The organism is Candidatus Symbiopectobacterium sp. NZEC135, from assembly GCF_025962695.1.
The window spans coordinates 195,914-220,818 of sequence record NZ_JAGFPF010000002.1 but is presented as its reverse complement, the minus strand read 5'-3'; the positions used below and the strand labels follow the sequence as shown (position 1 = coordinate 220,818).

General features: G+C 55.5%; 20 protein-coding genes and 1 tRNA gene. 17 read left to right on the top strand and 4 right to left on the bottom strand.

Annotated elements, in window-relative coordinates; translation table 11 throughout:
- Positions 1 to 5: 5 nt before the first annotated feature.
- On the bottom strand, positions 6 to 1,022 hold the full coding sequence (locus tag J5224_RS02490) for a LacI family DNA-binding transcriptional regulator (protein WP_264623846.1): 1,017 nt from the start codon (positions 1,020 to 1,022) through the stop codon (positions 6 to 8).
- A 226-nt stretch (positions 1,023 to 1,248) separates the two neighbouring features.
- On the opposite strand from J5224_RS02490, the gene ascF reads away from it, so the two are divergent.
- Both ascF and J5224_RS02480 read left to right on the top strand, forming a co-directional pair.
- Positions 1,249 to 2,700 carry a PTS cellobiose/arbutin/salicin transporter subunit IIBC gene (gene ascF, locus J5224_RS02485; protein ID WP_264623845.1) on the top strand — a complete coding sequence of 484 codons (1,452 nt, stop codon included), beginning with the start codon at positions 1,249 to 1,251 and terminating at the stop codon, positions 2,698 to 2,700.
- A 29-nt stretch (positions 2,701 to 2,729) separates the two neighbouring features.
- Positions 2,730 to 4,160 (top strand): 6-phospho-beta-glucosidase, encoded by a 1,431-nt coding sequence (locus tag J5224_RS02480; protein WP_264623844.1) that lies wholly within the window; start codon positions 2,730 to 2,732, stop codon positions 4,158 to 4,160.
- Positions 4,161 to 4,187: 27 nt separating this feature from the next.
- Here the strand turns inward: J5224_RS02480 and J5224_RS02475 are convergent, their stop codons facing one another.
- Positions 4,188 to 5,087, bottom strand: a complete 900-nt coding sequence (locus J5224_RS02475; RefSeq protein WP_264623843.1) for a LysR family transcriptional regulator — start codon at positions 5,085 to 5,087, stop codon at positions 4,188 to 4,190.
- Positions 5,088 to 5,264: 177 nt separating this feature from the next.
- Here J5224_RS02475 and J5224_RS02470 point away from each other — a divergent pair, with 177 nt between their 5' ends.
- The 15 genes from J5224_RS02470 (at position 5,265) to nhaA (ending at position 22,885) form a co-directional block, all read left to right on the top strand.
- On the top strand, positions 5,265 to 6,590 hold the full coding sequence (locus J5224_RS02470; protein WP_264623842.1) for a M20 family metallo-hydrolase: 1,326 nt from the start codon (positions 5,265 to 5,267) through the stop codon (positions 6,588 to 6,590).
- 1 nt (position 6,591) lies between these two features.
- Positions 6,592 to 8,043, top strand: a complete 1,452-nt coding sequence (locus J5224_RS02465) for a M20 family metallopeptidase (RefSeq protein ID WP_264623841.1) — start codon at positions 6,592 to 6,594, stop codon at positions 8,041 to 8,043.
- Positions 8,044 to 8,193: 150 nt separating this feature from the next.
- Positions 8,194 to 9,720, top strand: a complete 1,527-nt coding sequence (gene abgT / locus J5224_RS02460; protein WP_264623840.1) for a p-aminobenzoyl-glutamate transporter — start codon at positions 8,194 to 8,196, stop codon at positions 9,718 to 9,720.
- A 205-nt stretch (positions 9,721 to 9,925) separates the two neighbouring features.
- A complete protein-coding gene (locus J5224_RS02455; RefSeq protein ID WP_264623839.1) occupies positions 9,926 to 10,837 on the top strand; it encodes a VirK/YbjX family protein in 912 nt (303 codons plus the stop codon).
- Positions 10,838 to 10,977: 140 nt separating this feature from the next.
- The gene (locus J5224_RS02450; RefSeq protein WP_264623838.1) at positions 10,978 to 11,985 is read left to right on the top strand and encodes a cation diffusion facilitator family transporter; all 1,008 of its coding nucleotides are present in this window, start codon (positions 10,978 to 10,980) and stop codon (positions 11,983 to 11,985) included.
- 11 nt (positions 11,986 to 11,996) lie between these two features.
- A complete protein-coding gene (locus J5224_RS02445; protein WP_264623875.1) occupies positions 11,997 to 12,299 on the top strand; it encodes an ArsR/SmtB family transcription factor in 303 nt (100 codons plus the stop codon).
- A gap of 111 nt (positions 12,300 to 12,410) precedes the next feature.
- Positions 12,411 to 13,337: a D-2-hydroxyacid dehydrogenase gene (locus J5224_RS02440; protein ID WP_264623837.1), complete on the top strand. Its 927-nt coding sequence runs from the start codon at positions 12,411 to 12,413 to the stop codon at positions 13,335 to 13,337.
- Between the two features lie 172 nt (positions 13,338 to 13,509).
- Positions 13,510 to 13,585: transfer RNA gene (locus tag J5224_RS02435), tRNA-Gly, on the top strand.
- 196 nt (positions 13,586 to 13,781) lie between these two features.
- Positions 13,782 to 14,075, top strand: a complete 294-nt coding sequence (locus J5224_RS02430; protein WP_264623836.1) for a YciI family protein — start codon at positions 13,782 to 13,784, stop codon at positions 14,073 to 14,075.
- A gap of 161 nt (positions 14,076 to 14,236) precedes the next feature.
- Positions 14,237 to 14,326 carry a K(+)-transporting ATPase subunit F gene (kdpF, locus tag J5224_RS02425; protein ID WP_196907966.1) on the top strand — a complete coding sequence of 30 codons (90 nt, stop codon included), beginning with the start codon at positions 14,237 to 14,239 and terminating at the stop codon, positions 14,324 to 14,326.
- Complete coding sequence (kdpA, locus tag J5224_RS02420) at positions 14,326 to 16,011, top strand: potassium-transporting ATPase subunit KdpA (RefSeq protein ID WP_264623835.1); 1,686 nt, start codon at positions 14,326 to 14,328, stop codon at positions 16,009 to 16,011. Before kdpF ends, kdpA begins: the two co-directional genes overlap by 1 nt.
- A 15-nt stretch (positions 16,012 to 16,026) precedes the next feature.
- Positions 16,027 to 18,075 (top strand): potassium-transporting ATPase subunit KdpB, encoded by a 2,049-nt coding sequence (gene kdpB, locus J5224_RS02415; protein WP_264623834.1) that lies wholly within the window; start codon positions 16,027 to 16,029, stop codon positions 18,073 to 18,075.
- A gap of 11 nt (positions 18,076 to 18,086) precedes the next feature.
- Positions 18,087 to 18,662, top strand: a complete 576-nt coding sequence (gene kdpC / locus J5224_RS02410; protein ID WP_264623833.1) for a potassium-transporting ATPase subunit KdpC — start codon at positions 18,087 to 18,089, stop codon at positions 18,660 to 18,662.
- 43 nt (positions 18,663 to 18,705) lie between these two features.
- The gene (gene kdpD, locus J5224_RS02405) at positions 18,706 to 21,381 is read left to right on the top strand and encodes a two-component system sensor histidine kinase KdpD (RefSeq protein WP_264623832.1); all 2,676 of its coding nucleotides are present in this window, start codon (positions 18,706 to 18,708) and stop codon (positions 21,379 to 21,381) included.
- A 136-nt stretch (positions 21,382 to 21,517) separates the two neighbouring features.
- Positions 21,518 to 22,885 carry a Na+/H+ antiporter NhaA gene (gene nhaA / locus J5224_RS02400; RefSeq protein ID WP_264623831.1) on the top strand — a complete coding sequence of 456 codons (1,368 nt, stop codon included), beginning with the start codon at positions 21,518 to 21,520 and terminating at the stop codon, positions 22,883 to 22,885.
- Here the strand turns inward: nhaA and J5224_RS02395 are convergent.
- Positions 22,882 to 24,048: a nucleotide sugar dehydrogenase gene (locus J5224_RS02395; RefSeq protein ID WP_264623830.1), complete on the bottom strand. Its 1,167-nt coding sequence runs from the start codon at positions 24,046 to 24,048 to the stop codon at positions 22,882 to 22,884. The two genes, nhaA and J5224_RS02395, sit on opposite strands and share 4 nt — an antisense overlap.
- Positions 24,049 to 24,284: 236 nt before the next feature.
- Positions 24,285 to 24,806, bottom strand: a complete 522-nt coding sequence (locus J5224_RS02390) for a 1,2-dihydroxy-3-keto-5-methylthiopentene dioxygenase (RefSeq protein WP_264623829.1) — start codon at positions 24,804 to 24,806, stop codon at positions 24,285 to 24,287.
- Positions 24,807 to 24,905 lie beyond the last annotated feature (99 nt).

Sequence of the window (24,905 nt, the reverse complement as noted above, 5' to 3'; positions counted from 1 at the left end):
AAAAACTAGCGATAAAACGGTCCCGTCGTCACCGAATCGCGCAGGATCAATGATGCAGGATAGGCCTTGCGTTGGCGCAATGTCCCACCATCCAGCATGGACAGCAGTTGGTTGATGATCTCTTGAATCATCTCGCCCAACGGCATTTTCACACTGGAGAGCGAAGGGATGGTAAACGCCGCCGTCGGCAAGTCATCAAAACCAATGACCGACACCTGCTCGGGCACACGAACGCCGCGCGTATAGAGCTGTTTGAGCGCGCCAATGGCCATATCGTCATTACTGGCGACCAACGCGGAGAAGCTGACCTGATTGTCGAGTAGGGTGTTGACGGCCTCAACACCATTGGTGAGTGCCCACTTACCGGGAACGATACGGCGTTCATCCACAGGAATCGCGTGCTGTTCCAGTGCGGCTTTGTAGCCAGCGAGGCGTTCCACCCCCGTGGGCGAATCCAGCGCGCCGGTGATAAAAGCAATTTCACGATGCCCCTGCTCGATCAGGTGGTTGACGGCATGGCGGCTGGATTCATGCTGATCGGAGTAAATACAGTAGCTGTCATTTACCCGTAACCGGCGGTTCAGCACCATGATGGGCTGTTTATGCTGGCTGATGATCTGATCCATTTCATCAATGGTGAGAAAACGCGGGTAGATGATGATGGCATCGCAGCGTAAATCGATCAGGAATTGAATCGCGGCGCGCTCTTCTTCCGCGCTGTGTTTGCCATCCACCAGTAGCAATTGGCGGCCGTGCGCTTCGGTCATTTTTGCCGCTTGAAACAGCAACTCGCTAAAGTAAGTGCCGTGATACAGGGTATTGGTGATCACCAATCCAATGGTTTGTGATTTCTGCGCAGCGAGGTTACGCGCCAACAGATTGGGGCGATAGCCGCTCTCTTCTATCGCTTTGAATACACGATCTTTTGTTTCCTGACTGACGTAACCGTTACCTGACAACACGCGCGATACCGTCGATTTGGCGACCCCGGCCTTCTTTGCCACCTCAAGAATGGTTGTCATGTACTGTTACCCGCTAAAAAGTCATCTTGCGACAGTCTACCCATTTTGCCGTTGCTTTTCAGTAGCTTCGTTGAAGCGGTCATGTTAACGGTAGGTGATCGTTATCACGAAAAGGAAAATTAATGGTTTTCCTCTCTTGTTTGGCGCTGTGAAACGTTTCATGATTTTGTGGAACCGGTTCCCTATGGCGATTTTTTCCGCACCGACACCAAGAGATAACCTACTTATGTCCAAGAATTATGAAACTGTCTCTCGCGCTATTGTGGATGCGCTGGGGGGACTGGAAAACATCGAAGCAGTGACGCACTGCATGACGCGTTTGCGCTTCGTGGTAAAAGATAAAACGCAGGTAGACAACCCCACACTCAAAGCCATCAGCGGCGTGATGGGGGTGGTAAACACCGAAACGCAGTGTCAGGTGATTATTGGCAACAACGTGGCGAAAGCCTATCAGGAAGTGTTGAAGCTCGGCCCGGCGGGTGCAACGGGCACGCTGCCTGATGCCAAACGAAAAATTACGTTAAAAAGCATTGGTGCAGGCATTCTGGATGCGCTGATTGGCACCATGTCGCCGCTGATCCCAGCGATTATCGGCGGTTCGATGGTGAAACTGCTGGCGATGATCCTCGACATGTTCGGCGTGTTCGAGAAGGGCTCCTCAACGCTGGTGATCCTGAACGTGATCGGTGACGGCGCGTTCTTCTTCCTGCCTATCATGGTGGCGGCCTCAGCGGCGCTTAAATTTAAAACCAACATGTCGCTGGCTATAGCCATTGCGGGTGTGCTGGTGCATCCCAACTTTATCGACCTGATGGCAAAAGCGGCACAAGGGCAGGTGGTCGAGCTGGCGTTTATTCCGGTCACGGCGGTGAAATATACCTATACGGTTATCCCGGCGCTGTGCATGACCTGGATCCTGTCGTACATCGAAAAAGGTATCGATCGCATAACGCCGGCAGTGACGAAAAACTTCCTGAAACCGATGCTGATCGTGCTGGTCTCTGCGCCGATCGCCATTGTGATTATCGGCCCGTTGGGGATCTGGATCGGTAGCGGCATCTCTTCCATCGTTTACACCATCCACGGCTATCTGGGCTGGTTATCGGTGGCGATCATGGGGGCGCTGTGGCCGCTGTTGGTCATGACCGGTATGCACCGCGTATTTACCCCGACCATTATTCAAACCATTGCGGAAACCGGTAAAGAAGGCATGGTAATGCCTTCAGAAATCGGTGCCAACCTGTCGCTCGGCGGTTCCTCGCTGGCGGTGGCGTTCCGTACCAAAAACCGTGAGTTGCGTCAGACTGCGTTGGCGGCAGCGGCATCCGCCATTGTGGCGGGGATCTCCGAACCTGCGTTGTACGGCGTGGCGGTGCGGTTGAAACGTCCGCTGATTGCCAGCCTGATCAGTGGTTTTATTTGCGGTGCGGTCGCCGGAATTGGCGGTCTTGCCAGCCACTCCATGGCGTCACCCGGGCTGTTTACCAGCGTGCAATTTTTCGATCCGGCCAACCCGATGAGCATTGTCTGGGTGGTGGCTGTGATGATTTTGGCGGTGGTGTTGTCGTTTGTACTGACACTTATTCTCGGCTTTGAGGATATTCCTGAAACCGAAGAGGAATCACAACCAACCCAGGCCAAAACCAGTGAACCTGTGCAGGCCACCAGCGTCAGTTAATTGATATTGTTACAAAAAGAAGGTGATTCATGTCAGCAGCGATATTTCCAGACGGATTTTTATGGGGGGGCGCCCTGGCGGCAAACCAGTCAGAAGGCGCTTATCGGGAAGGTGGAAAAGGGTTGACCACCGTGGATATGATCCCGCACGGCCCCGCCCGTTTGCCGGTAAAGCTGGGGCAGGAGAAGCGTTTTACGCTGCGAGACGACGAGTTCTACCCCAGCCATCAGGCGATCGATTTCTATCATCGCTATAAGGAAGACATCGCGTTGATGGCGGAGATGGGGTTTACCGTGTTCCGCACGTCCATCGCCTGGAGCCGCCTCTACCCGAAGGGCGACGAACTGACGCCGAACCCGGAAGGTATCGCCTTTTATCACGCGGTATTCAGCGAATGCCGCAAATACGGTATCGAACCGCTGGTGACGCTGTGCCATTTTGATGTACCGATGCATCTGGTCACCGAGTATGGTTCGTGGCGCAACCGCAAGATGGTGGAGTTTTTCACCCGCTATGCGCGCACCTGCTTCGAAGCGTTCGACGGACTGGTGAAATACTGGCTGACCTTCAACGAGATCAATATCCTGCTGCACAGCCCGTTCTCCGGTGCCGGTCTGGTGTTCGAACCGGGTGAAAATCAGGATCAGGTGAAGTATCAAGCCACGCACCATGAGTTGATTGCTAGCGCGCTGGCGACCCGGATCGCGCACGAGGTCAACCCTGAAAATCAGGTAGGCTGCATGCTGGCAGGGGGAAACTTTTATCCGTGGTCGTGTAAGCCAGAAGATGTGTGGGCGGCACTGGAAAAGGATCGGGAAAACCTGTTCTTTATTGATGTTCAGGCACGTGGCGCTTACCCGTCCTATTCCGCGCGGGTGTTCCGTGAGAAAGGTGTCCACATCGAGATGCAGGATGGCGATGCTGACATCCTGAAAAACACCGTCGATTTTGTCTCATTCAGTTACTACGCCTCACGCTGTGCCTCAGCGGAGATGAATGAGCACAACAGCAGCGCAGCCAATATTGTTAAATCCCTTACCAATCCGCATATTACCCGCAGTGAATGGGGCTGGGGCATCGACCCGCTCGGCCTGCGCATCACCATGAACATGATGTATGACCGTTACCAGAAGCCGCTGTTTCTGGTGGAAAACGGGTTGGGGGCACGCGATGAGATCAATGCCAACGGTGAGATCGAAGACGATTACCGCATCAGCTATTTGCGTGAACACATTCGCGCCATGGGCGATGCGATCGATGACGGTATCCCGGTTATCGGCTACACCACCTGGGGCTGTATCGACTTGGTCGCGGCATCGACCGGGGAAATGAGCAAGCGTTACGGTTTTGTGTATGTCGATCGCGACGATCTTGGTAACGGCACGCTGGAGCGGCGCAAGAAAAAATCCTTTGCCTGGTACCAGAAAGTGATCGCCAGCAACGGCCAGAATCTGGATTAACCGAGCCCGCCGTGGCTGTCGTATGCACTATTGCTGACAGTAGCGGCGAAACAGCTTTGCCAGCTGTGCCCCCATCGGGGAGAGCATGGTATCTTTGCGCTGTATCAAATAGAACGTCGCCTTGGGAAGCGGCTGGTCCAACTCCAGTACGCGTAGCCGCTCACCCAGAATAGGGTCTCGCGTGATGTCGCGTGACAGAATGCTGATAAAATCAGTCTGGGTAACCAGGCTGATGTTGGAAAGCAGTGTCTCGCAGGTGACGCTCACGCGCGGCTGCTTGGGCAAAGTGGCAAACAGCTCATACAACTGTGTGTAATAACTGCCGCGCGGCGTGGGCATCGTCCATTCATACTCCATCAGATCCTCCAGGCTATTGACGTGCACCAACGGGTGATCGCGCCTAACTACCACGCAATACTCTTTTTCCATCAGTTTTTCGTATAACAGCTCGTTATCATAGGATGAGCCCGAATAGGTATTGATGGTGAAATCCAGCTCTCCCTGGCGCAATTCATGGATCATGGCGACCAATTGCCCCTCAGTGATACGCAGTTTGACCTGAGGGTAAAGACGATGGAAGCGCTTGATGATCTCGGGCATGACCGTGTGGGCAACGCTGGCACCAATACCAATGTTGACGCGGCCTGAGGCTTGCCCGAGTCGCTGCTGGATATCTTCTCGCGCCACGCGCAACTCTTCCATGATCAGACTGGCATGACGAAAATAGGCTTCGCCGCAATCGGTCAATACCATGCCTTGCCGATGGCGCAGAAATAGCCGCGCACCCAGATTATTTTCTAATTCCTGAATCGCTTTGGTCAGCGCAGGCTGTGACAGCGCGAGCTGGCGCGCGGCGGCGCGAATGCTGCCATGGCGCGCTACCTCTACAAATGACTGTAATTGATGCAACTTCACGTTCAGCGCCATGCCTATTCTCCATCCTCTGGTGATAACCACTGTTTATCACGGCAAACATCTTGTCATCTTATTCACGGCAATGGGGTTGTGTACATTTTTTATTATGAATTTTTAGTCATTGTTGATGAGGATTTTCAGCAATGACTATTGCGTCACATTGTTCAATTCAGTCGCAGAGGTCAGCCAATGTCATCAGAAATACGCTATTCCAGCCTTAAAAATCATGTGGAAACGCTTGCGCCGCAGTGGCGCGCCTTACGTCGTGATTTGCATAAGTATGCGGAATCCGGCTGGCTGGAGTTTCGTACGTCCACGCTGGTCGCGGAGATGTTGCACCATCTGGGATACCACCTGACGCTGGGGCGTGACGCGATCCGTGCCGAATCGCGTATGGGATTACCGCCGGAAAACGTATTGCGCGAACAAGAACAGCGCGCGCTGGAGCAAGGCGCGTTGCCGCAATGGCTGCCTCATTTCTCCGGCGGTTTTACCGGTCTGGTCGCCACGCTGGATACCGGGCGTCCCGGTCCGGTTATCGGCTATCGCGTAGATATGGATGCGTTGGATCTTAACGAACAGCTGACGGATGACCATCGTCCTTTCCGTGAAGGCTTTGCCTCATGCAACGCGGGCATGATGCATGCCTGCGGGCATGATGGACATACCACCATTGGCCTGGGGCTGGCTCAGGTCTTGATGGCGATGCGTGAGCAACTGTGCGGCACCATCAAGATTGTATTTCAACCTGCTGAAGAGGGCACGCGCGGGGGGAAATCGATGGCAGACGCTGGCGTGGTTGATGATGTCGACTATTTTACTGCGATTCATATTGGCACCGGCGTGCCGCGTGGTCACGTGGTGTGCGGCAACGATACCTTTATGGCGACCACCAAACTGGACGTGACGTACCGTGGCATTGCATCACACGCGGGCGGGCGACCGGAAGAAGGACGCAATGCACTGTTGGCAGCCGCGCAGGCGACACTGGGGTTACACGCCATTCCGCGCCACAGCGCAGGCAGTTCGCGTATTAATGTCGGTGTGCTTCAGGCGGGGACGGGGCGTAACGTGGTGCCGTCTCGCGCCACCCTGAAAGTGGAAACGCGAGGTTCAACCAATGAGGTTAACGACTTCGTCTACCAACACGCGCTGAAAGTGATTGAGGGCGCTGCCCACATGCACGGCGTTGAGGTGGATGTTGCTCTAATGGGGGCCGCGCAAAGCAGCAAACCCAGCCCGGCATGGGTAGCGTTCATCCACCAGCAGGCCGAACAGGTGCCAGCGTTGACGCACATCATCGACAGTCAAACCGACGCCGCAGGATCGGAAGATGCCACTTACCTGATGGAGCGGGTAAAAGCCCACGGCGGTCTGGCCTCTTATGTGGTGTTTGGTACGGACCTCAGCGCCGGGCATCACAACGAAAAATTTGATTTTGATGAGAGCGTAATGACGGTAGCCGTCACCACGTTGGCGTTGCTGGCACTTAACATTAACGACTTTGGCGGCTGAAATGACGGCATTCATCGTGGATTTCATCAATCAGTTCCTCACGCCGCGCACCGCGCAACTGGCGGCGATTTCGGATGATATCTGGGATCACCCTGAAACCCGCTTTACCGAGCACTACGCCGCAGAGCGGCTGGCGGGGGAATTGGAAGCACAAGGGTTTCAGGTGCAGCGTGGTATTGCCAATATCGATACCGCTTTTGTCGCAAGCTTTGGCAGCGGTCAACCGATTGTCGCGCTGCTCGGTGAGTTCGATGCCTTGGCCGGGCTTAGCCAACAGGCGGGGTGTGCGGTTGCATCACCGGTGACGGCGGGCGGTAACGGCCACGGCTGCGGTCACCACTTACTGGGAACCGCAGGGCTGGGCGGGGTGCTGGCGGTTAAAGCCTGGCTGGAGCAGTATCCGCAGTCGGGCACTGTTCGCTTTTATGGCTGCCCAGGGGAAGAGGGCGGTTCAGGCAAAACCTTTATGGCGCGTGAAGGGGTATTTGATGATGTCGATGCCGCCCTGACCTGGCATCCAGAAACCTTCGGTGGCATGTTCTGCACGCCGACGCTGGCAAATATTCAGGCGGCATTTCGTTTTAAAGGCAAAGCTGCGCATGCGGCGGCGGCCCCTCACCTTGGTCGTAGCGCACTGGACGCGCTGACGTTAATGAACACCGGCGCCAATTTCCTGCGAGAACATATTATCCCGGAAGCCCGGTTGCACTACGCCGTGACAGACACCGGCGGTCATGCCCCCAACGTGGTTCAGGCGGATGCCGAAGTGCTTTATCTGGTACGTGCGCCTCAGATGGATGACGCTCAAGCGATTTATGAACGCGTGGTGAAAATCGCGCAAGGTGCCGCGCTGATGACAGAAACCACGCTCACGGTGCGATTTGATAAAGCCTGTTCCAACTATGCCCCTAACCGCACCCTGGAACAGGCGATGTATGGCTTTGTGAAGGCGTTTGGCATCCCAGAATACGATGCTGATGAGTGGGCCTATGCGGCTGACATCGCCCGCACGCTGAGCGATGAGGATATCGCCAGCAACTTATCGACGATAGCGCGCACAGGAGGCGCCGAGGGTGTCGTCTTTACCCGCACCTTGCGCGATAAAACGCTGACAGAGCGTGTCGCCCCTTATGCCCCTACCGAAGCGGTACTGCCGGGTTCAACGGATGTGGGTGACGTCAGTTGGCTGGTGCCCACCGCACAATGTTTTAGCCCCTGCTATGCCATCGGTACGCCTCTGCACACCTGGCAAGCAGTGGCGCAGGGCCAGACATCGCTGGCGCACAAAGGCATGGTGCAAGCGGCGAAGGTGATGTCTGCCACGGCGCTGGCACTGTTTGGCGACGCTGCGCTATTGCAAACCTGCCGTGAGGAGTGGCTGGCAGCACGGCAGGAGAGACCTTATCACTGCCCGATCCCTGCGGGTATCCAGCCCGCGCCTTTACAGGGCTAGCACGCTTCAGATTTGCTGGGTAGCAACCGGTTGCGCTGCGCCGTTCCCGCCGCGCACCGGCTGTACCCGGCCATAGACACAACGAAAACGACATAACAAAAAACACCTATCTACAACATCACATCACACATCGAGTACGGGGGAAGCACCATGAGTGTTGCAGCGCAAAGCGAGCAGATGCCGCCAGGAGGATTGTTTAAGTGGGTTGAACGGATCGGTAATAAGATCCCCAATCCCTTTCTGTTGTTTGTGTATTTGATTGTCGCGTTGATGGTCGCGAGCGCGTTGTTTTCCTGGCTGGGGCTGACGGCAGTGAACCCTGCCAACGGTGAAACCGTACAGGTCAAGAACTTGCTCAGCGTCGACGCGTTGCAGTGGATATTGCCCAACGTTATCAAGAATTTTAGCGGTTTTGCTCCGCTGGGGGCGATTCTGGCGCTGGTGTTGGGCGCAGGGTTGGCAGAGCGGGTGGGGTTGCTGCAAACGCTGATGTACAAGATGGCGGCGCGTGTCAGCGCGCGGTATGCCAGTTACATGGTGTTGTTTATCGCGTTCTTTAGTCATATCTCATCCGATGCGGCGCTGGTGGTGATGCCACCGCTGGGCGCGTTAATCTTTCTGGCCGTGGGCAGGCACCCGGTTGCCGGATTGTTGGCCGCCATTGCCGGCGTTGGCTCTGGTTTTACCGCGAATATGCTGATTGTTACCACCGATGTACTGCTCTCCGGTCTCAGCACCGAAGCGGCAAAGGCGATCAACCCGGCGATTCACGTTAGCGTGGTGGACAACTGGTTCTTTATGTCCGCCTCCGTGGTGGTGTTAACCATCGTTGGCGCATTGGTCACTGACAAGTTTGTTGAGCCGCGCTTACCACCTTATCAAGGTGAACGTCACGAACATCTGGCGCGGTTAACGCCGGAGCAAAACCGAGGGCTGCGCGCCAGTGGGATTGCGGCGCTGGTATTTCTGGCGCTGGTGGCTTTGCTGGTGGTGCCGGAATGGGGGCCACTGCGCGACCCGGTGAAACACACCGTGATGCCATCTCCGTTTATTCAGGGGATTGTTCCCTTGATTATCTTGTTCTTTTTCGTCGTCTCCATTCCTTATGGCATCGCCACTGGCCAGATAAAATCGCAAAACGATCTACCGCAACTGATGGTGGATCCGATGAAAGGGATGGCTGGTTTTATCGTGATGGTGTTTCCCCTTTCACAGTTTGTTGCCTTCTTTAACTGGAGCAACATGGGAAAATTTATTGCCATCGGACTTACCGACCTGCTGGAGTCATTAGGCATGACCGGCATTCCCGCTTTCGTCGGCTTGATTTTCCTGTCTGCGTTCTTGTGCATGTTTATCGCCAGCGGCTCTGCCATCTGGTCGATACTGGCACCTATTTTTGTACCGATGTTTATGCTGCTGGGCTTTCATCCGGCTTTCGCGCAAATGGTGTTTCGCGTCGCAGACTCATCGGTGATTCCGCTGGCGCCGGTATCCCCCTTCCTCCCGCTGTTTCTGGCCTTTTTACAGCGCTACGTCAAGGATGCCAAGCTGGGGACTTATTATTCATTGGTGATTCCTTACCCCATCGTGTTCTTTACCGTGTGGCTGATTTTGCTGGTCGTCTGGTATGTGTTGGGATTGCCTATTGGTCCCGGGATTTATCCGCGCTTGTCCTGATACGTGGGGAGCATCACATTGGCAGTGACTGGTCGATGTGATGCATTCTCATAAACCAATCATAAACAAGGCTGGGGTTGGGTTGCTTCCTGAAAGATGATTTCATAACGGTTTAGCCAACGGCTGATAGAGATAGGGGTCTGTTTCCGAATCAACACTATTATCGCTTATGGCATTTGCAACCTTTGATGAAATACCATCCCCGATGAGCCGCTGGCAGTTACTGAGCCACCTGCTGCGCGGGGATATTCACCCTGATGAGAAGAGCGTTTGGCTAAAGCCCGCCTACCGTCTTAAATTTCTGGCGCGCTCGCTCCTTCACCCTGTTTTGACGCTGAACTGGCTGCACTACATTGCCAGTCACCCGCAGCGGGCGCAGATGCTGTATGCCCAAATGGCGCTGCCCGATAAACTTCAACGGCCGTATCTCTCCAGCCGTTTTTCTGCCCGCAACGCCTTGGCCGCACTTTGTTACCACTATGATACCGTTGCCTGCGCCAATCCAAGGTTACGTCGCCTGATGCTGACCCCCGGTGGGGTCCCGATCGTGAATTTTCAGGGCAAAAGCGGTGCGGCTTACGCGTTGCTCTTGGGTTCCCACTCGTCACTGGATAAAGAGGGAGAGATAACGCTCCAACTGTGTACTGAAGGGATGCCGCTGGCGCGCATGACCATGACGGTGGTGCAGTTCGAAGGACGCAGAGCGTTGTTTATCGGCGGATTACAAGGGCCGACGCGGCACTTGCAACAGCAGAAGGCACGCATCTCGCAGGTGACGCGCGATTGCCATGGATTGTTCCCTAAGCGGCTGGTACTGGAAACGGCCTGTGTACTGGGCGAGTTATTAGGCATTGAGTGCATGGTAGCAGTGGGAAATCATACCCATGTTTATCAGAATTGGCGCTACTGGCGTAAAAAGAAAACCAGTTTTCATGCCGATTATGAAAGCTTTTGGCTCTCCGTGGGAGGGCAATTGCGACCTGATGGCGTGTGCCAGTTGCCGCTGCGCATCGCACGCAAAAGGCTCGACGATGTTGCCAGTAAAAAACGGGCAGAGTATCAGCGTGCTAACGGCGTGTTGGCGGAGATTCATCAACAGATGCATGACTTGAAATGAGATCTTGATGCCTGCCTGGCATGAGAATAATACGGTTGAGTACGGCGATCGTCGCGGCCGATCACCTGTTTGCATTGCTTGACTTTTAATATATGAATGTATATTCATATATTAAATTATCTAAAGGCAGGAGAGGTTCAATGTCCCATTCTCAGCACGATCATGCTCACGACCATTCACCGACGGTAACGCGGTCGAATGAGCGCAAGGTCCTGATCGCTTTTGTGATTACTTTTACCTTTATGCTGGTAGAAGTCGTGGGTGGTGTGCTTTCCGGTTCGTTGGCGCTGCTGGCGGATGCGGGACATATGCTGACGGATGCCGCGGCACTGGCGTTGTCCTATGCCGCCTTTCGTTTTGGTCGTCGTCATGCTGACACCAAGCGCACCTTTGGCTATTTGCGCTTCGAAGTCATTGCCGGGTTTATCAATGCGCTGACGCTGTTTGCTATCGTCATCTGGATAGCCTACGAAGCGTGGCTGCGTTTTCGCCAGCCGCACGAGGTGTTGGCGGGGCCGATGCTGGTCGTGGCAGCGATCGGGCTGCTGGTGAATATTGTGGTGTTCTGGATATTGACGCGCGGCGACAGCGAGCATGTCAATATCAAAGGCGCTGCACTGCATGTGATGGGCGATCTGCTCGGTTCCATCGGTGCTATCGCGGCGGCTATTGTCGTCTATTTTACCGGCTGGACCCCCATCGACCCTATCTTGTCGCTGGTGGTGTCCGTGCTGATTTTGCGCAGCGCATGGGTGTTATTGACAAAATCGCTGCACATACTCTTGGAAGGGGCTCCCGCCAATGCCATGCCGCAAGAGATTGAACGCTACCTTAAAGACAGCGTAACGGGAGTGGCAGACATCCACCATGTGCACGTGTGGATGATCACGTCGGGGCGCACCCTGGCCACATTGCATGTACGCGCCAACGAGGGGGCGGACGTGCGTCAGGTGGTTCGGCAGGTAGAGCGCGAGCTTTATGACCGTTTTCACGTAGAACACGCAACGGTTGCCATTGACTGGGGGGATGAAGATGAGGCGGCCTGTAGGTGCAGCCTGTCACCCTTGAAGGAAACACATCAACATCATGACGATCATTCTCATCATCATGATACGGACATATCTGTTACGCGAGGGCACGCACATTGAGTCGTCATGCCATGCTTTCTCTGCATGAAACAACCATCCTGTCAGAAACGTTTCGTCTGATGGGGGATCCTACCCGTTTGCGCATTTTGCATTTCTGCCTGACGGGGCCACATGCCGTCGGTGACATTGCGCAAAATCTGGCGCTTTCACCGTCATTGGTGAGCCACCATTTACGCCTGCTACGCGGCGCGCGCTTGGTGAAGCGGGAACGCCGGTCACGCCAGATTTTTTATACCGTGGCGGATCACCATATCACTACTATGTTGTTGGACATGGTGAACCACATTGGCGAATCACAAGAAGAAGAAGAGTAACGTCTATCAGAAAACAGGCCTGCATGCTGAAAGGGTTGCCACAGGCTTCTCGCTACGGGTAGGGTAGCTGTGATTTTTTTACGGCTACCGTTGATAACGCGAGGGGGAGAAATGGAGGCGATTCTTTTATTGGAATCTCGGGCAGAGGAGCTGCGTGCGCTGTTAAGTACAAAAGCGTCGGGGTTGGCCTATTGCCTTCCTGATGACGGAGACGACGCCGTCGCGCGTTGTAACATTTGGCTTGGTGAGCCGGACCGGGCGGTATCGTTGCTGGCCGCAGGGCACCGCCCTGCATGGCTGCAATCTACCTGGGCTGGCTTCAAGCCACTGCTTGCAGCGGATCTCCCGCAAGATTACCGTTTGAGTCGTGCCGTTGGTGTGTTTGGTCAGCCGATTGCACAATACATCCTGGCGCATCTGTTGGCCCATGAGCAGCGTTTGTTTGCATTACAGGCACAGCAGCAACGTCAGGAGTGGGATCGCCACCTGTCCGGGCTGTTGACAGGTAAAACCTTATTGATCGTTGGCGCTGGCGATATTGGCGCTGAGGTGGCTGCCATGCTGCGGTCATTTGGCGTAACGCTACATGGGATCGTCAATACACCGCGGGCATTGCCTGGTTTTGCGCGCGTATCGGGGATTGATGCGCTGGCGTACGACGTGGCGCAGGCAGATTATGTGGTGAATCTGCTGCCGGATACGCCGAAAACGCAGAACCTGTATAACGCAGACCTGTTCGCATGCATGAAGCCCTCCGCGGTATTTATCAACGTGGGTCGCGGCACATCCGTGGTAGATGACGATCTGGTGGCGGCACTGCGTGCAGGAAAACTGGCGAGAGCAGTGCTGGATGTTTTTCGTCAGGAGCCGCTGCCGCCAGAACACCCTTTCTGGCTCACGCCCCAGTTGACGTTGACGCCGCACATTGCTGGTCCGATGGTGCCATCGCTGATGGCAGACCTGTTCCTGGATAATTTGCAGCGCTACTCTCAGGGCGCAGCGTTGCGCGGTGAAGTTGATTTTTCACGCGAGTACTGAGTTCGCAAGGTATTGAGCACCAGCGCGCAGGGAATGACCACTTGCGCGCATTTTCACAGAAAAGGGCTTGCCAGCCTGAAATGATTGGTACATAATGCTCACCGCTGACACGAAATATTGAATAAATTTAGTATATTCAATGTGTTACGGTTGTTTGAAATACACTTCCTAAGCGGGAATAGCTCAGTTGGTAGAGCACGACCTTGCCAAGGTCGGGGTCGCGAGTTCGAGTCTCGTTTCCCGCTCCAAAATGTGATGTGTGGAATGCTCAATAATTCTACAGCACATTAAAAAATAGACCGAAAGGTCTTTTTTTTTGCCCGCGATCCTGACATCAGCCATCCACTGACATATGCCTGAGATTCTCTAACAAAAAAGCGCTTCATGGCTTCCCTGTCGAGGCGTAGCCTTACACTATCCCTTACGTAATACATGGAAATTACAATGAGTGTGGTTTATGTGGTGGTATTGACGTATGTGCAGCCGCTTGAAGCGATTGATGAACAGATTCCTGCCCATGTGGAATGGTTAAAACAAGGCTATGCTGACGGTGTTTTTCTCGCATCGGGCCGCCGCATCCCGCGCACTGGCGGCGTCATTTTGGCGAAAAGCGACAGCCTCGAACCGTTGCAGGCGCGCCTGAGTCAGGATCCGTTTCAGAAACTGGGGCTGGCCCATGCAGACATCATTCCGTTTGATGCCAGTATGACGGCACCTGTGCTGCAAGGCCTGCTGTGATCCCTTCGTGTTAACACGGCCAGCTTATCGATGCTGATTGAGCTGGTTATACCCTCGGCATTTTTATACCTTTTTTACACCCCCGCCTGCGATATTAACGACATTTTTACGCCCTGATTCTTACACTCGATCCACATTCAATACACGCGGGGAGATAAACCGTGAATGTGGGACTGATGACCGGCATCGTGCTGGTATTTCTGTTACTGGGCTATCTGTTTTACGCCCTGTTTCGGGCGGAGGAATTCTGATGGCGGCCAATGCGTTTTTACTTCTGGCCAGCTTTCTGGCCGTGTTATTGGTGCTGGCCCAGCCGTTAGGTCGTTTGATGGCGGGGATGGTGCTCGATCGCGCTTTACCCGGCGTGGCGGCGTTCGAACAGGGGATTTGGCGCGTGTGCGGCGTGTCAGATGGCGAGATGAACTGGCGTCAGTATCTGTGCGCCGTTTTACTGTTTAACGCCCTTGGGCTGTGCTTTCTGATGGTACTGTTGATGGCGCAGGGGAGCTTACCCTATAACCCACAGCAGTTGCCCGGTTTGTCCTGGCATTTGGCGCTGAACACCGCCATCAGTTTTGTCAGTAACACCAACTGGCAATCCTACGCCGGAGAATCCACCCTGAGCTATTTCAGCCAGATGGTGGGGCTTGCGGTACAGAATTTCTTATCGGCTGCTACCGGGATCGCGGTGCTGTTTGCCCTGATGCGTGGCTTTTCCCGTCAGAGCACCGACGCACTTGGCAACGTCTGGCGCGATCTGACGCGCATCACGCTGTTTGTGTTGTTGCCGCTGTCGCTGCTGATGGCGCTGTTTCTGGTCAGTCAGGGGGTGATTCAGAATGTTAACCCCTACCTGACGCTCACCACGCTTGAAGGCGCACAGCAGACGCTGCCGATGGGGCCAGTGGCGTCGCAGGAAGCGATCAAAATGCTCGGCACCAACGGCGGCGGCTTTTTCAATGCCAACTCCGCTCACCCGTTCGAAAACCCCACCGCGTTAACCAATTTTGTACAGATGCTGGCGATTTTCCTGATTCCGGCCGCGCTGTGTTTCACCTTTGGCGAAACGGTGCGCAGCCGGGCGCAGGGACGAACCTTGCTGTGGGCCATGACGCTGATGTTTGTGGTGGCGGCAGTGTTGGTCATGATGGCGGAAGTGAAGGGCAACCCGAATTTGACGCTGCTTGGCGCGGACAGCGCGATGAACTGGGAAGGGAAGGAGAGCCGCTTCGGTATTCTCAATTCCAGCCTGTTTGCCGTGATCACCACAGCGGCATCGTGCGGTGCGGTCAACGCCATGCATGACTCCTTTACCGCGCTGGGGGGAATGATTCCGCTGTGGTTGATGCAACTGGGCGAAGTGGTGTTTGGCGGTGTTGGCTCGGGGCTGTACGGCATGTTGATGAACGTGCTGCTGGCGGTGTTTATTGCCGGGTTGATGATTGGTCGCACGCCGGAATACCTGGGAAAGAAAATTGGCGTACCGGAAATGAAGATGGCGGCGGTTTATATCCTGATCACCCCGTCACTGGTGCTGTTGGGTACGGCGCTGGCGATGATGACCGATGCCGGGCGCGCGGGAATGTTCAACCCGGGGCCGCACGGTTTTAGCGAAGTGCTCTATGCGCTCTCTTCTGCGGCCAACAACAACGGCAGCGCCTTTGCCGGACTCTCTGCCAATACACCGTTTTGGAACCTGCTGCTGGGCGCGGCGATGTTGATTGGACGCTTTGCGCCCTTTATCCCGTTGCTGGCGATTGCCGGTTCACTGGCGGCGCGCAAGATCCAACCTGCCAGCCCCGGCACCTTGCCGACGCACGGCGCACTGTTTGTCGCACTGATTATCGGCACCGTGTTGCTGGTTGGCGCACTGACGTTTATCCCTGCGCTGGCGTTGGGGCCTGTTATCGAACATTTGCAGTTACTGGCGCGCTAATCGCCGGAGAATTCTATGACACATCAAATCGCGTCTTCACAACGCGGCACACTGTGGCGTGCTGCGCTGGCTGAATCATTGACCAAGCTTAGCCCCCGCGTGCAATACCGTAACCCGGTGATGTTTGTGGTGTATCTGGGCAGCATTCTCACCACGTTGTTGGCCGTGGGCATGGCGCTGGGGTGGAGTGAGGGACAACTGGGTTTCACGGCGGCCATTAGCCTGTGGCTGTGGTTCACCGTGCTGTTTGCGAATGTTGCCGAAGCGCTGGCGGAAGGGCGCAGTAAGGCGCAGGCTGAGAGTTTAAAAGGCATTACGCGCACCAATTGGGCGAAAAAACTGTCTGGTCCTGAGCCGGAGTCTACCCAGCAAAAGGTTGCCGCAGACAGCCTGCGTAAAGGCGATTATGTGCGGGTGGACGCGGGTGACATTATCCCGTGTGACGGCGAAGTGCTGGCCGGGGGCGCTTCCGTGGATGAAAGCGCGATCACCGGTGAGTCTGCGCCAGTGATTCGTGAGGCTGGCGGCGATTTCGCCTCGGTCACCGGGGGCACGCGCATTCTCTCAGACTGGCTGGTGATTCGGTGCAGCGTCAATCCCGGTGAAACTTTTTTGGATCGCATGATCGCCATGGTGGAAGGGGCCAAACGGCGTAAAACGCCGAATGAAGTGGCACTGACTATTTTGCTGATTTCACTCACGATTGTGTTTCTGTTGGCGACGGCGACGCTGTATCCGTTCTCTGCCTGGGGCGGTACACCTGTCAGCATAACGGTGCTGGTGGCGCTGTTGGTCTGTTTGATTCCTACCACCATTGGCGCATTGCTTTCGGCGATTGGTATTGCGGGCATGAGCCGTATGCTGGGGGCGAATGTGATCGCCACCAGTGGCCGCGCGGTGGAAGCGGCTGGCGATGTGGATGTGCTGCTGCTGGATAAAACCGGCACCATTACGCTGGGTAACCGTCAGGCCAGTGCGTTCCTGCCTGCCAGCGGCATCAGTGAATCCGCGTTGGCGAACGCCGCACAGTTGGCCTCACTGGCCGATGAAACGCCGGAAGGGCGCAGTATCGTGGTATTGGCGAAGCAAAAATTCAATCTGCGCGAGCGTGATTTGCAGAGTCTGAACGCCACTTTTATCCCGTTTTCGGCGCAAACGCGCATGAGCGGCGTCAATGTCGGGCCAAAAATGTTACGTAAGGGCGCGGCGGACGCGATTCGTCGGCACGTTGAGAGCAACGGCGGGCGCTTCCCTGCGGATGTGGTTGCGCTGGTGGAATCGGTGGCGCGCAAAGGCGGTACACCGCTGGTGGTGGCGGAAGATAATACTGTCATGGGCGTGGTGGCACTCAAGGATATTGTCAAAGGCGGTATCAAAGAGCGCTTTGCGGAACTGCGTCGCATGGGGATCAAGACAGTGATGGTCACGGGCGATAACCCACTGACCGCTGCTGCCATCGCTGCCGAAGCGGGTGTCGATGACTTTTTGTCGGAGGCCACGCCCGAAGCCAAGCTGGCGCTGATTCGTCAATATCAGGCGGAAGGACGCATGGTGGCGATGACGGGGGATGGTACTAACGACGCCCCCGCGTTGGCGCAGGCGGATGTGGCGGTGGCGATGAATTCCGGTACGCAAGCGGCGAAAGAGGCGGGCAACATGGTGGATCTGGACTCCAACCCGACCAAACTGCTCGAAGTGGTGCATATCGGTAAGCAGATGCTGATGACGCGTGGCTCGTTAACCACGTTCAGTATTGCCAACGATGTGGCTAAATATTTTGCCATTATTCCCGCCGCCTTTGCGGTGACCTATCCATCGCTGAATGCCCTCAACGTGATGGGGCTGCATTCGCCCGCTTCGGCTATTTTGTCAGCCGTGATTTTTAATGCCTTGATTATCGTGCTGCTGATTCCACTGGCATTGAAAGGGGTGAGCTACCGCCCGATGCCAGCGGCTGCGCTGTTGCGTCGCAACCTGTGGATTTATGGCGTGGGGGGGCTGGTGGTGCCTTTTATTGGCATCAAAGCGATTGACCTGATATTGACCGCGCTGGGTTGGGTTTAAGGAGAATATCAATGAACCTGTTACGTCCTGCAATTTCACTTTTTATCCTGCTGACACTGATTGTCGGGGCAGGCTATCCGTTGTTGACCACCGGATTGGCGCGGTGGTGGTTTCCCGTACAAGCTAACGGCTCGCTAGTGATGCCAGAAGGCAAGGTGCGCGGTTCGGCTCTGATCGGTCAGTCTTTTTCCCGCCCTGATTATTTTCAGGGACGGCCCTCGGCAACGGCTGACTCACCCTATAATGCGTTGGCCTCCTCTGGCAGTAACCTGGCACCCAGCAATCCGGCATTGGATGAAGCCATCACGCAGCGCGTTGGCGAATGGCGTAAGGCCAATCCCCAGGCCAATGCGTTCGTCCCGGTAGAATTGGTGACGGCCTCCGCCAGCGGATTGGATCCGCACATTTCTCCTGCTGCGGCGGCGTGGCAAATTCCGCGTGTGGCACAAGCGCGCCATCTGCCAGAAACCACGGTGCGTCAACTGGTGCTTTCGAACACGCGCCGTCCGCTGTTGCCCTTTATCGGAGAACCGGTGGTGAATGTACTGGCGTTAAACATGGCGCTGGATGCCGTGCCGAAACAGTGAGGCTTCGCTATCCTGAACTGAGGATGACTTGAAAGGTAATGTGATGACGGAAGAACCCCTGCGTCCCGATCCGGATGCGCTGCTGGCTCAGTCTGACCGCGAAGGGCGCGGCAAACTGAAAATCTACTTTGGCGCCTGTGCGGGCGTCGGGAAAACCTGGGCCATGCTGCAAGAAGCGCGACGATTGCGCGCGCAGGGGTTGGATGTGCTGGTGGGCGTGGTGGAAACCCATGGCCGACAGGAGACCGCTGCGCTGCTGGAAGGGTTGGAAACCCTTGCTCGACGCGCAACGGGACGACGCCGTCATCTGGAGTTCGATCTGGATGCCGCCTTGGCGCGGCGCCCTGCCGTGATTCTGATGGATGAGCTGGCGCATTCCAACGCACCGGGTTCACGCCATCCCAAGCGCTGGCAAGACATCGATGAACTGTTGGATGCGGGCATTGATGTGCTGACCACGGTGAACGTGCAGCATCTGGAAAGCCTCAATGATGTGGTCAGCGGCGTCACGGGGATTCGGGTGCAGGAAACCGTCCCCGATCCTTTTTTTGACTCGGCCACCGAAGTGGTTCTGGTGGATTTGCCGCCGGATGACCTGCGGCAGCGGTTGAAAGAAGGCAAGGTGTACGTGGGCGACCGGGCAGAGCGCGCCATTGAGAACTTTTTTCGTAAAGGAAATCTGTTTGCGTTGCGGGAACTGGCGCTGCGCCGCACGGCGGATCGCGTTGACGATCAGATGCGCGCCTGGCGCGATGCCAGCGGGCAAGAGGAGCGTGTCTGGCACACCCGCGATGCGATCCTGCTGTGCATTGGCGCTAATACTGGCAGTGAAAAGCTGGTGCGCATTGCCGCACGGCTGGCCGCCAAGCTTGGGAGCGAATGGCATGCAGTGACGGTCGAGACGCCTACGCTGCATCGGCAGGGAGAAGCGCGTCGACGTGGAATTCTGCGCACCTTGCAGTTGGCGCAAAAGCTGGGTGCGGTTACCGCCACGCTGTCGGAGCCGGATGAAGCAAAAGCGGTACTGCGCTACGCGCGTGAGCATAACCTCGGTAAGATCATTGTGGGAAGACCGCCGCAGCGGCGTTGGGCGTTGCCTAATCGCTTTGCGCGGCGGCTAAGCCGCCTGGGGCCGGATCTCGACCTGATGATTGTCGCTCTGGATGATGCGCCTGACGTGCATGCGGCACCGCGTATAGACACACACCTCAGCCCGGAAAAGTTGCGCCAGAAAGCGCGCGGCTGTCTGGCTGCGACGGCGCTGTGCGCGTTGATTACGCTGGTGAGCAAGTGGATTTTGCCCGACTTTTCACCGATCAATCTGGTGATGGTCTATTTATTGGGCGTGGTGCTGATTGCCATTGGTTTTGGCCGTTTGCCCTCGGTGGTGGCGGCAATCCTCAATATCGTGGCGTTCGACCTGTTTTTTGTCGCGCCGGAAGGCACCTTTGCCGTCAGCGATGCGCAGTATCTGGTGACCTTTGCGGTGATGCTAACCGTCGGCGCGATCACCGGCAACCTGACGGCGGGGGTACGCTATCAGGCGCGGGTTGCCCGACATCGTGAGCAGCGCGCGCGTTACCTGTACGAAATGGCCGATGGGCTGAGCCGGGTGCGAGCCCCGAATGACATTGCGCCGATTTGCCAGCGGGTGATGGGCAGTGCACTGTTTGCCCGCTGTGAAATCTGGCTGCCAGACGCGCAGGGAAAGCTGATTGCGCCCGCCGAGCGTTTGTTGCATACCATTCCCGACCCTGCGATTGTCAAATGGAGCTTTGAGAAAGGGCATGTGGCGGGTGCAGGAACGGATACGCTGCCCGGCGTGCCTTATAAAGTGCTGCCGTTAATCTCTTCCGAGGACACGTTAGGATTACTGATTATTGAGCCAAGCAACCTGCGCCACCTGCTGATACCCGAACAGCAGCGGCTGCTGGAGACGTTTGTCATGCTGATTTCCGGTGCGTTGCTGCGTTTGGCGCTGACGCGGCGTGAGCAACAGTCACGTTTGGCGGCGGAGCGGGAAGAGCTGCGTAATTCCTTGCTGGCTGCGCTGTCTCACGATCTGCGCACACCGCTGACGGTGCTGTTTGGTCAGGCGGAGATTCTGCTGCTCGATCTTTCCACGGAAGGATCGCCGCACGCGTCGCAAGCCAGTGCGCTTCGCCTGCAAACGTTGAGTACCATTCGCCTGGTGAACAACATGCTGGATATGGCGCGTATTGAAGGAGAAGGCTTCCGCCTGCATACCGACTGGGTCGCGCTGGATGAGGTGATTGGCGGCGCGCTGAAATCCCTCGAGGCGCTGTTGCCCGCCGAGGCGGTGCAGGTGGATCTACCGCAGGAGATGGTGCTGCTTCAGGCCGATGGCGCGCTACTGGAACGTGTATTTGCCAACTTGCTGGAAAACGCATTGAAATACGCGGGCAGAGCGCGGGCGATAGGCATTCGGGCTCGTGCGTTGCCGGAGAAAATCAGGATCGAGGTATGGGACGACGGCCCCGGAATTACCTTGGGCAGCGAACAGCATATTTTTGAGAAATTCACCCGTGGTAATGAGGAGTCTTCGATTCCGGGTGTTGGGATGGGATTAGCGATTTGTCGTGCGATCGTGAGGCTTCACCACGGGGAGATCAGTGCCGCCAATCGGCCAGAAGGGGGAGCCTGTTTTACGGTACAGCTCCCGCTGTCGCCAGTGCCGGAAATAGTGGAATCTTCCTAATAAATCGCTTGTAAATCAATGTAAAATACTTGAACTCATCCAACATTGTCGGTAAAAAGGTGGCGGGTGTTAGCCACATGTTGTGGTGAGACAGGTTTGTGCGTTGGTCGGGCCGCCACGCGGAGTGATAACAACCATGAATCGACACCTGTCCCCGCAGGGCATTCCTCGTGCTCAGCGTTTGGCGGAACGCGCTTTCGCCACCCTTGAACGTTTTCTTCATATTGAAGCGGTAAGCGGCATTGTGCTGCTTGTGGCTGCGGCTGTGGCATTGATATGGGCCAATTCGCCGTGGGCGGAAAGCTACCATGCGCTGTGGCACCTACCGCTCTCGTTTAGCATTGGCGACACGGAAATCGAGTACTCACTGCACTTTTGGATCAACGACGCCTTTATGACACTGTTCTTCTTAGTGGTCGGTATGGAGATCCGTCGTGAAATTCACGAAGGTGCGTTGAGCAGCCTGCGGCAAGCTATTCTTCCGATCGCTGCCGCCGTGGGCGGCGTGATAGTACCTGCGTTGATTTATCTGAGCGTGAACAGCGCGCCGTTGCAGCAACAAGGCTGGGCGGTGCCGACGGCAACGGATATCGCATTTGCCGTGGGGGTGCTGGCACTGTTGGGCAAAGGCATTCCCGGCAATGTGCGGGTGTTTTTGCTGGCGTTAGCCATTATTGATGACATTATCGCCGTTTTGATTATCGCGTTCTTCTACTCCGGTGGGCTTGAATACAATGGCTTGATTCCCGTGCTAGTGGGCGTGTTGCTGGTGTTTGGGCTACAGAAGATTGGCATCGGATCGGCGTGGGCCTACGTCATTCCCGGCATCATCGTCTGGTTGGGTTTTCTGCTCACGGGAGCGCATCCGACACTGGCTGGCGTGGTTTTGGGACTGATCACCCCCGTGGCCTCTGTGCGGGTGATGAAGGAGCGTCCCTTGGAACGCCTTTCCCACATTGTGCGCGATCTGATGCACAAGCAGGATACGCACGCGGCGGAACAGTTGGCTGCGCCGCTTAAGCAGTTACGCCATGCTCAGCGTGAAGTGCTGCCGCCTGTCACTCGCGTGCAGATGGCGTTGCATCCCTGGGTGGCTTATGGCGTGATGCCGCTGTTCGCCCTGGCGAACGCGGGAGTGAGCGTGAATGGTATCGATTTGTCGGGCGCGGGGCCACTCGGCGTGATAATGGGCGTTACTCTGGCGCTGGTGGCTGGAAAATTGCTGGGTGTGGTCAGTGTCAGCTGGCTGATGGTGCGTTTTGGCGGTTGCCAATTGCCGCCCGATGTTTCCTGGCGTGGTGTGTTTTTGATTGGGCTGCTCGCCGGTATCGGTTTTACCATGTCCATCTTTATCGCCATGTTGGCCTTCGACGATGCGCAACTGCTGGGCGCTGCCAAGCTAGGGGTGCTGCTGGGCTCGGTGATTGCTGCCACGCTGGGCTTACTCTGGGGCCGATATTACGCGCGTAGCCGCCGGGCGCAGCAGGCTGATCAACCGGTTTAATCCAAGCCAAACAGGTCGCGGGTATAGACTTTATCCGCGACATCTTCTAACTCTGGTGCCATGCGGTTTGAAATGATCAAATCGGCTTTGTTTTTGAACGCCGCCAGATCGTTTATTACCGGTGAGCGGAAAAAAGTGGCTTCGGTCAGCACTGGCTCATAGACCACCACCTCAATGCCTTTGGCCTTGATTCGTTTCATGATGCCTTGAATTGCTGAAGCGCGGTAGTTATCGGAGCCTGTTTTCATCACCAGACGATAAACCCCTACCACACTGGGATTATGTTTGAGAATGTCATCGGCAATAAAATCTTTACGCGTGCGGTTAGCCTCCACGATGGCACAAATCAGCCGGTTAGGAACGCTGGCATAATTGGCTAACAGCTGCTTGGTATCTTTGGGCAAACAGTAGCCGCCATAACCAAATGACGGGTTGTTGTAATGTGAGCCGATACGCGGATCCAGCCCAACGCCCTCAATAATTTGTCTGCTATCTAACCCGTTCATCAGCGCATAGCTGTCCAGCTCGTTAAAATAGGCGACGCGCATCGCGAGATAGGTATTGGCGAATAGCTTAATGGCCTCAGCTTCCGTGGCATCGGTGTAAAGTACAGGCACCGTCTTTTTTATTGCCCCTTGTAGCAGCAAGGCGGCAAAACGCTCAGCGCGCGGCGAGCGTTCCCCAATCACAATACGTGAAGGATAGAGATTGTCATGTAGCGCTTTTCCTTCGCGCAGAAACTCAGGCGAAAAGATAATGTTTTTCGTGGCAAATCTGCGTCGTATCTCTAGGGTATAGCCTACGGGGACGGTGGATTTAATCACGATAAGCACACCGGGGTTAATGGACAATATATCCTGCACGACGGATTCAATCGACTGGGTATCGAATGCATTGGTGACGAGATCGTAGTCAGTGGGGGTGGCTATAATGACAATATCCGCACCCTGATAGGCTAATTGCTTGTCCGTAGTGGCTACCAGACGGAGCGGTTTTTCTTTAAGAAATAGGTCAATATCCTTATCCGCAATCGGCGACACTTTCTGATTCAAAAGCGCCACTCTCTGTTCAACGATATCGAAAGCAATAACCTGATTGTGTTGGGCCAATAGCACAGCATTCGACAGGCCTACGTAACCGGTACCCACCACAGTACATTTCATTATAGCTAACCCACTTGACGAATCTTGAATCAGTATAGAATGTGCTCAAGCAAGTAATATCAACGGTGCTAAAACAACTGAGCGATTATTGTGAAGCGCTTAGCAAATTCATTGCGTGGGTTTTGCTGGGTAACAGGTGGAATGGCAGGGTCCGGCTATCGGGTAACGCCACGAGAGAGAGGCGTGGCGCTAGTCTTAATCATGAGAATGCTTTTTTGCGAGTATAGGTGCGTGTCTTAATAAAAAGTTTCCCGCCCAGTAAAATGCCCCACCCACCCTGCCGGATTGGTGAAAATACGGATGGCGGTGAAATCCGGCTGTGCGCCGCAGTCAAACCAGTGGCGGGTGTTGGCCGGAACACGCAGCAGGTCACCCGCTTCGCAGGTTAAACGGAACACCTTATCGCCCAGCGGAACGAAGAACGTGCCGCTACCCGTGACAAAAAAGCGGACCTCATCTTCGCTGTGAGTGTGTTCTTGTAAAAACTTCTCACGCAGCGCCTGTTTGTCGGGGTGATCCGGTGTAATGCGAATCACATCGGCGGCGGTGTAACCCTCTTGCTGTTTAAGGCGCTCGATATTCTGCTGAAAATGACCGAGCAGCGTGTCGCTGTCCGCCGTTGCGGGCAGCGAGCCAATCTCCCAGCGTTCGAGCTGGATTCCGGCACCCGCCAGCAGCGTGGCGATATCGCCAAAGGCGGCCAGTTGCTCTGCGGGTTGTGCCGTGTGCGGTACTTGGAATATGGATAATGTGGTCATGGATGTTCTCCGCAAAAGAGGTAGACCATAACCATTCGCTTTACAGGGATAAACCGCAAGACGAATTCTTTATATCTTATGCTGACAGGTTGTTTAGTA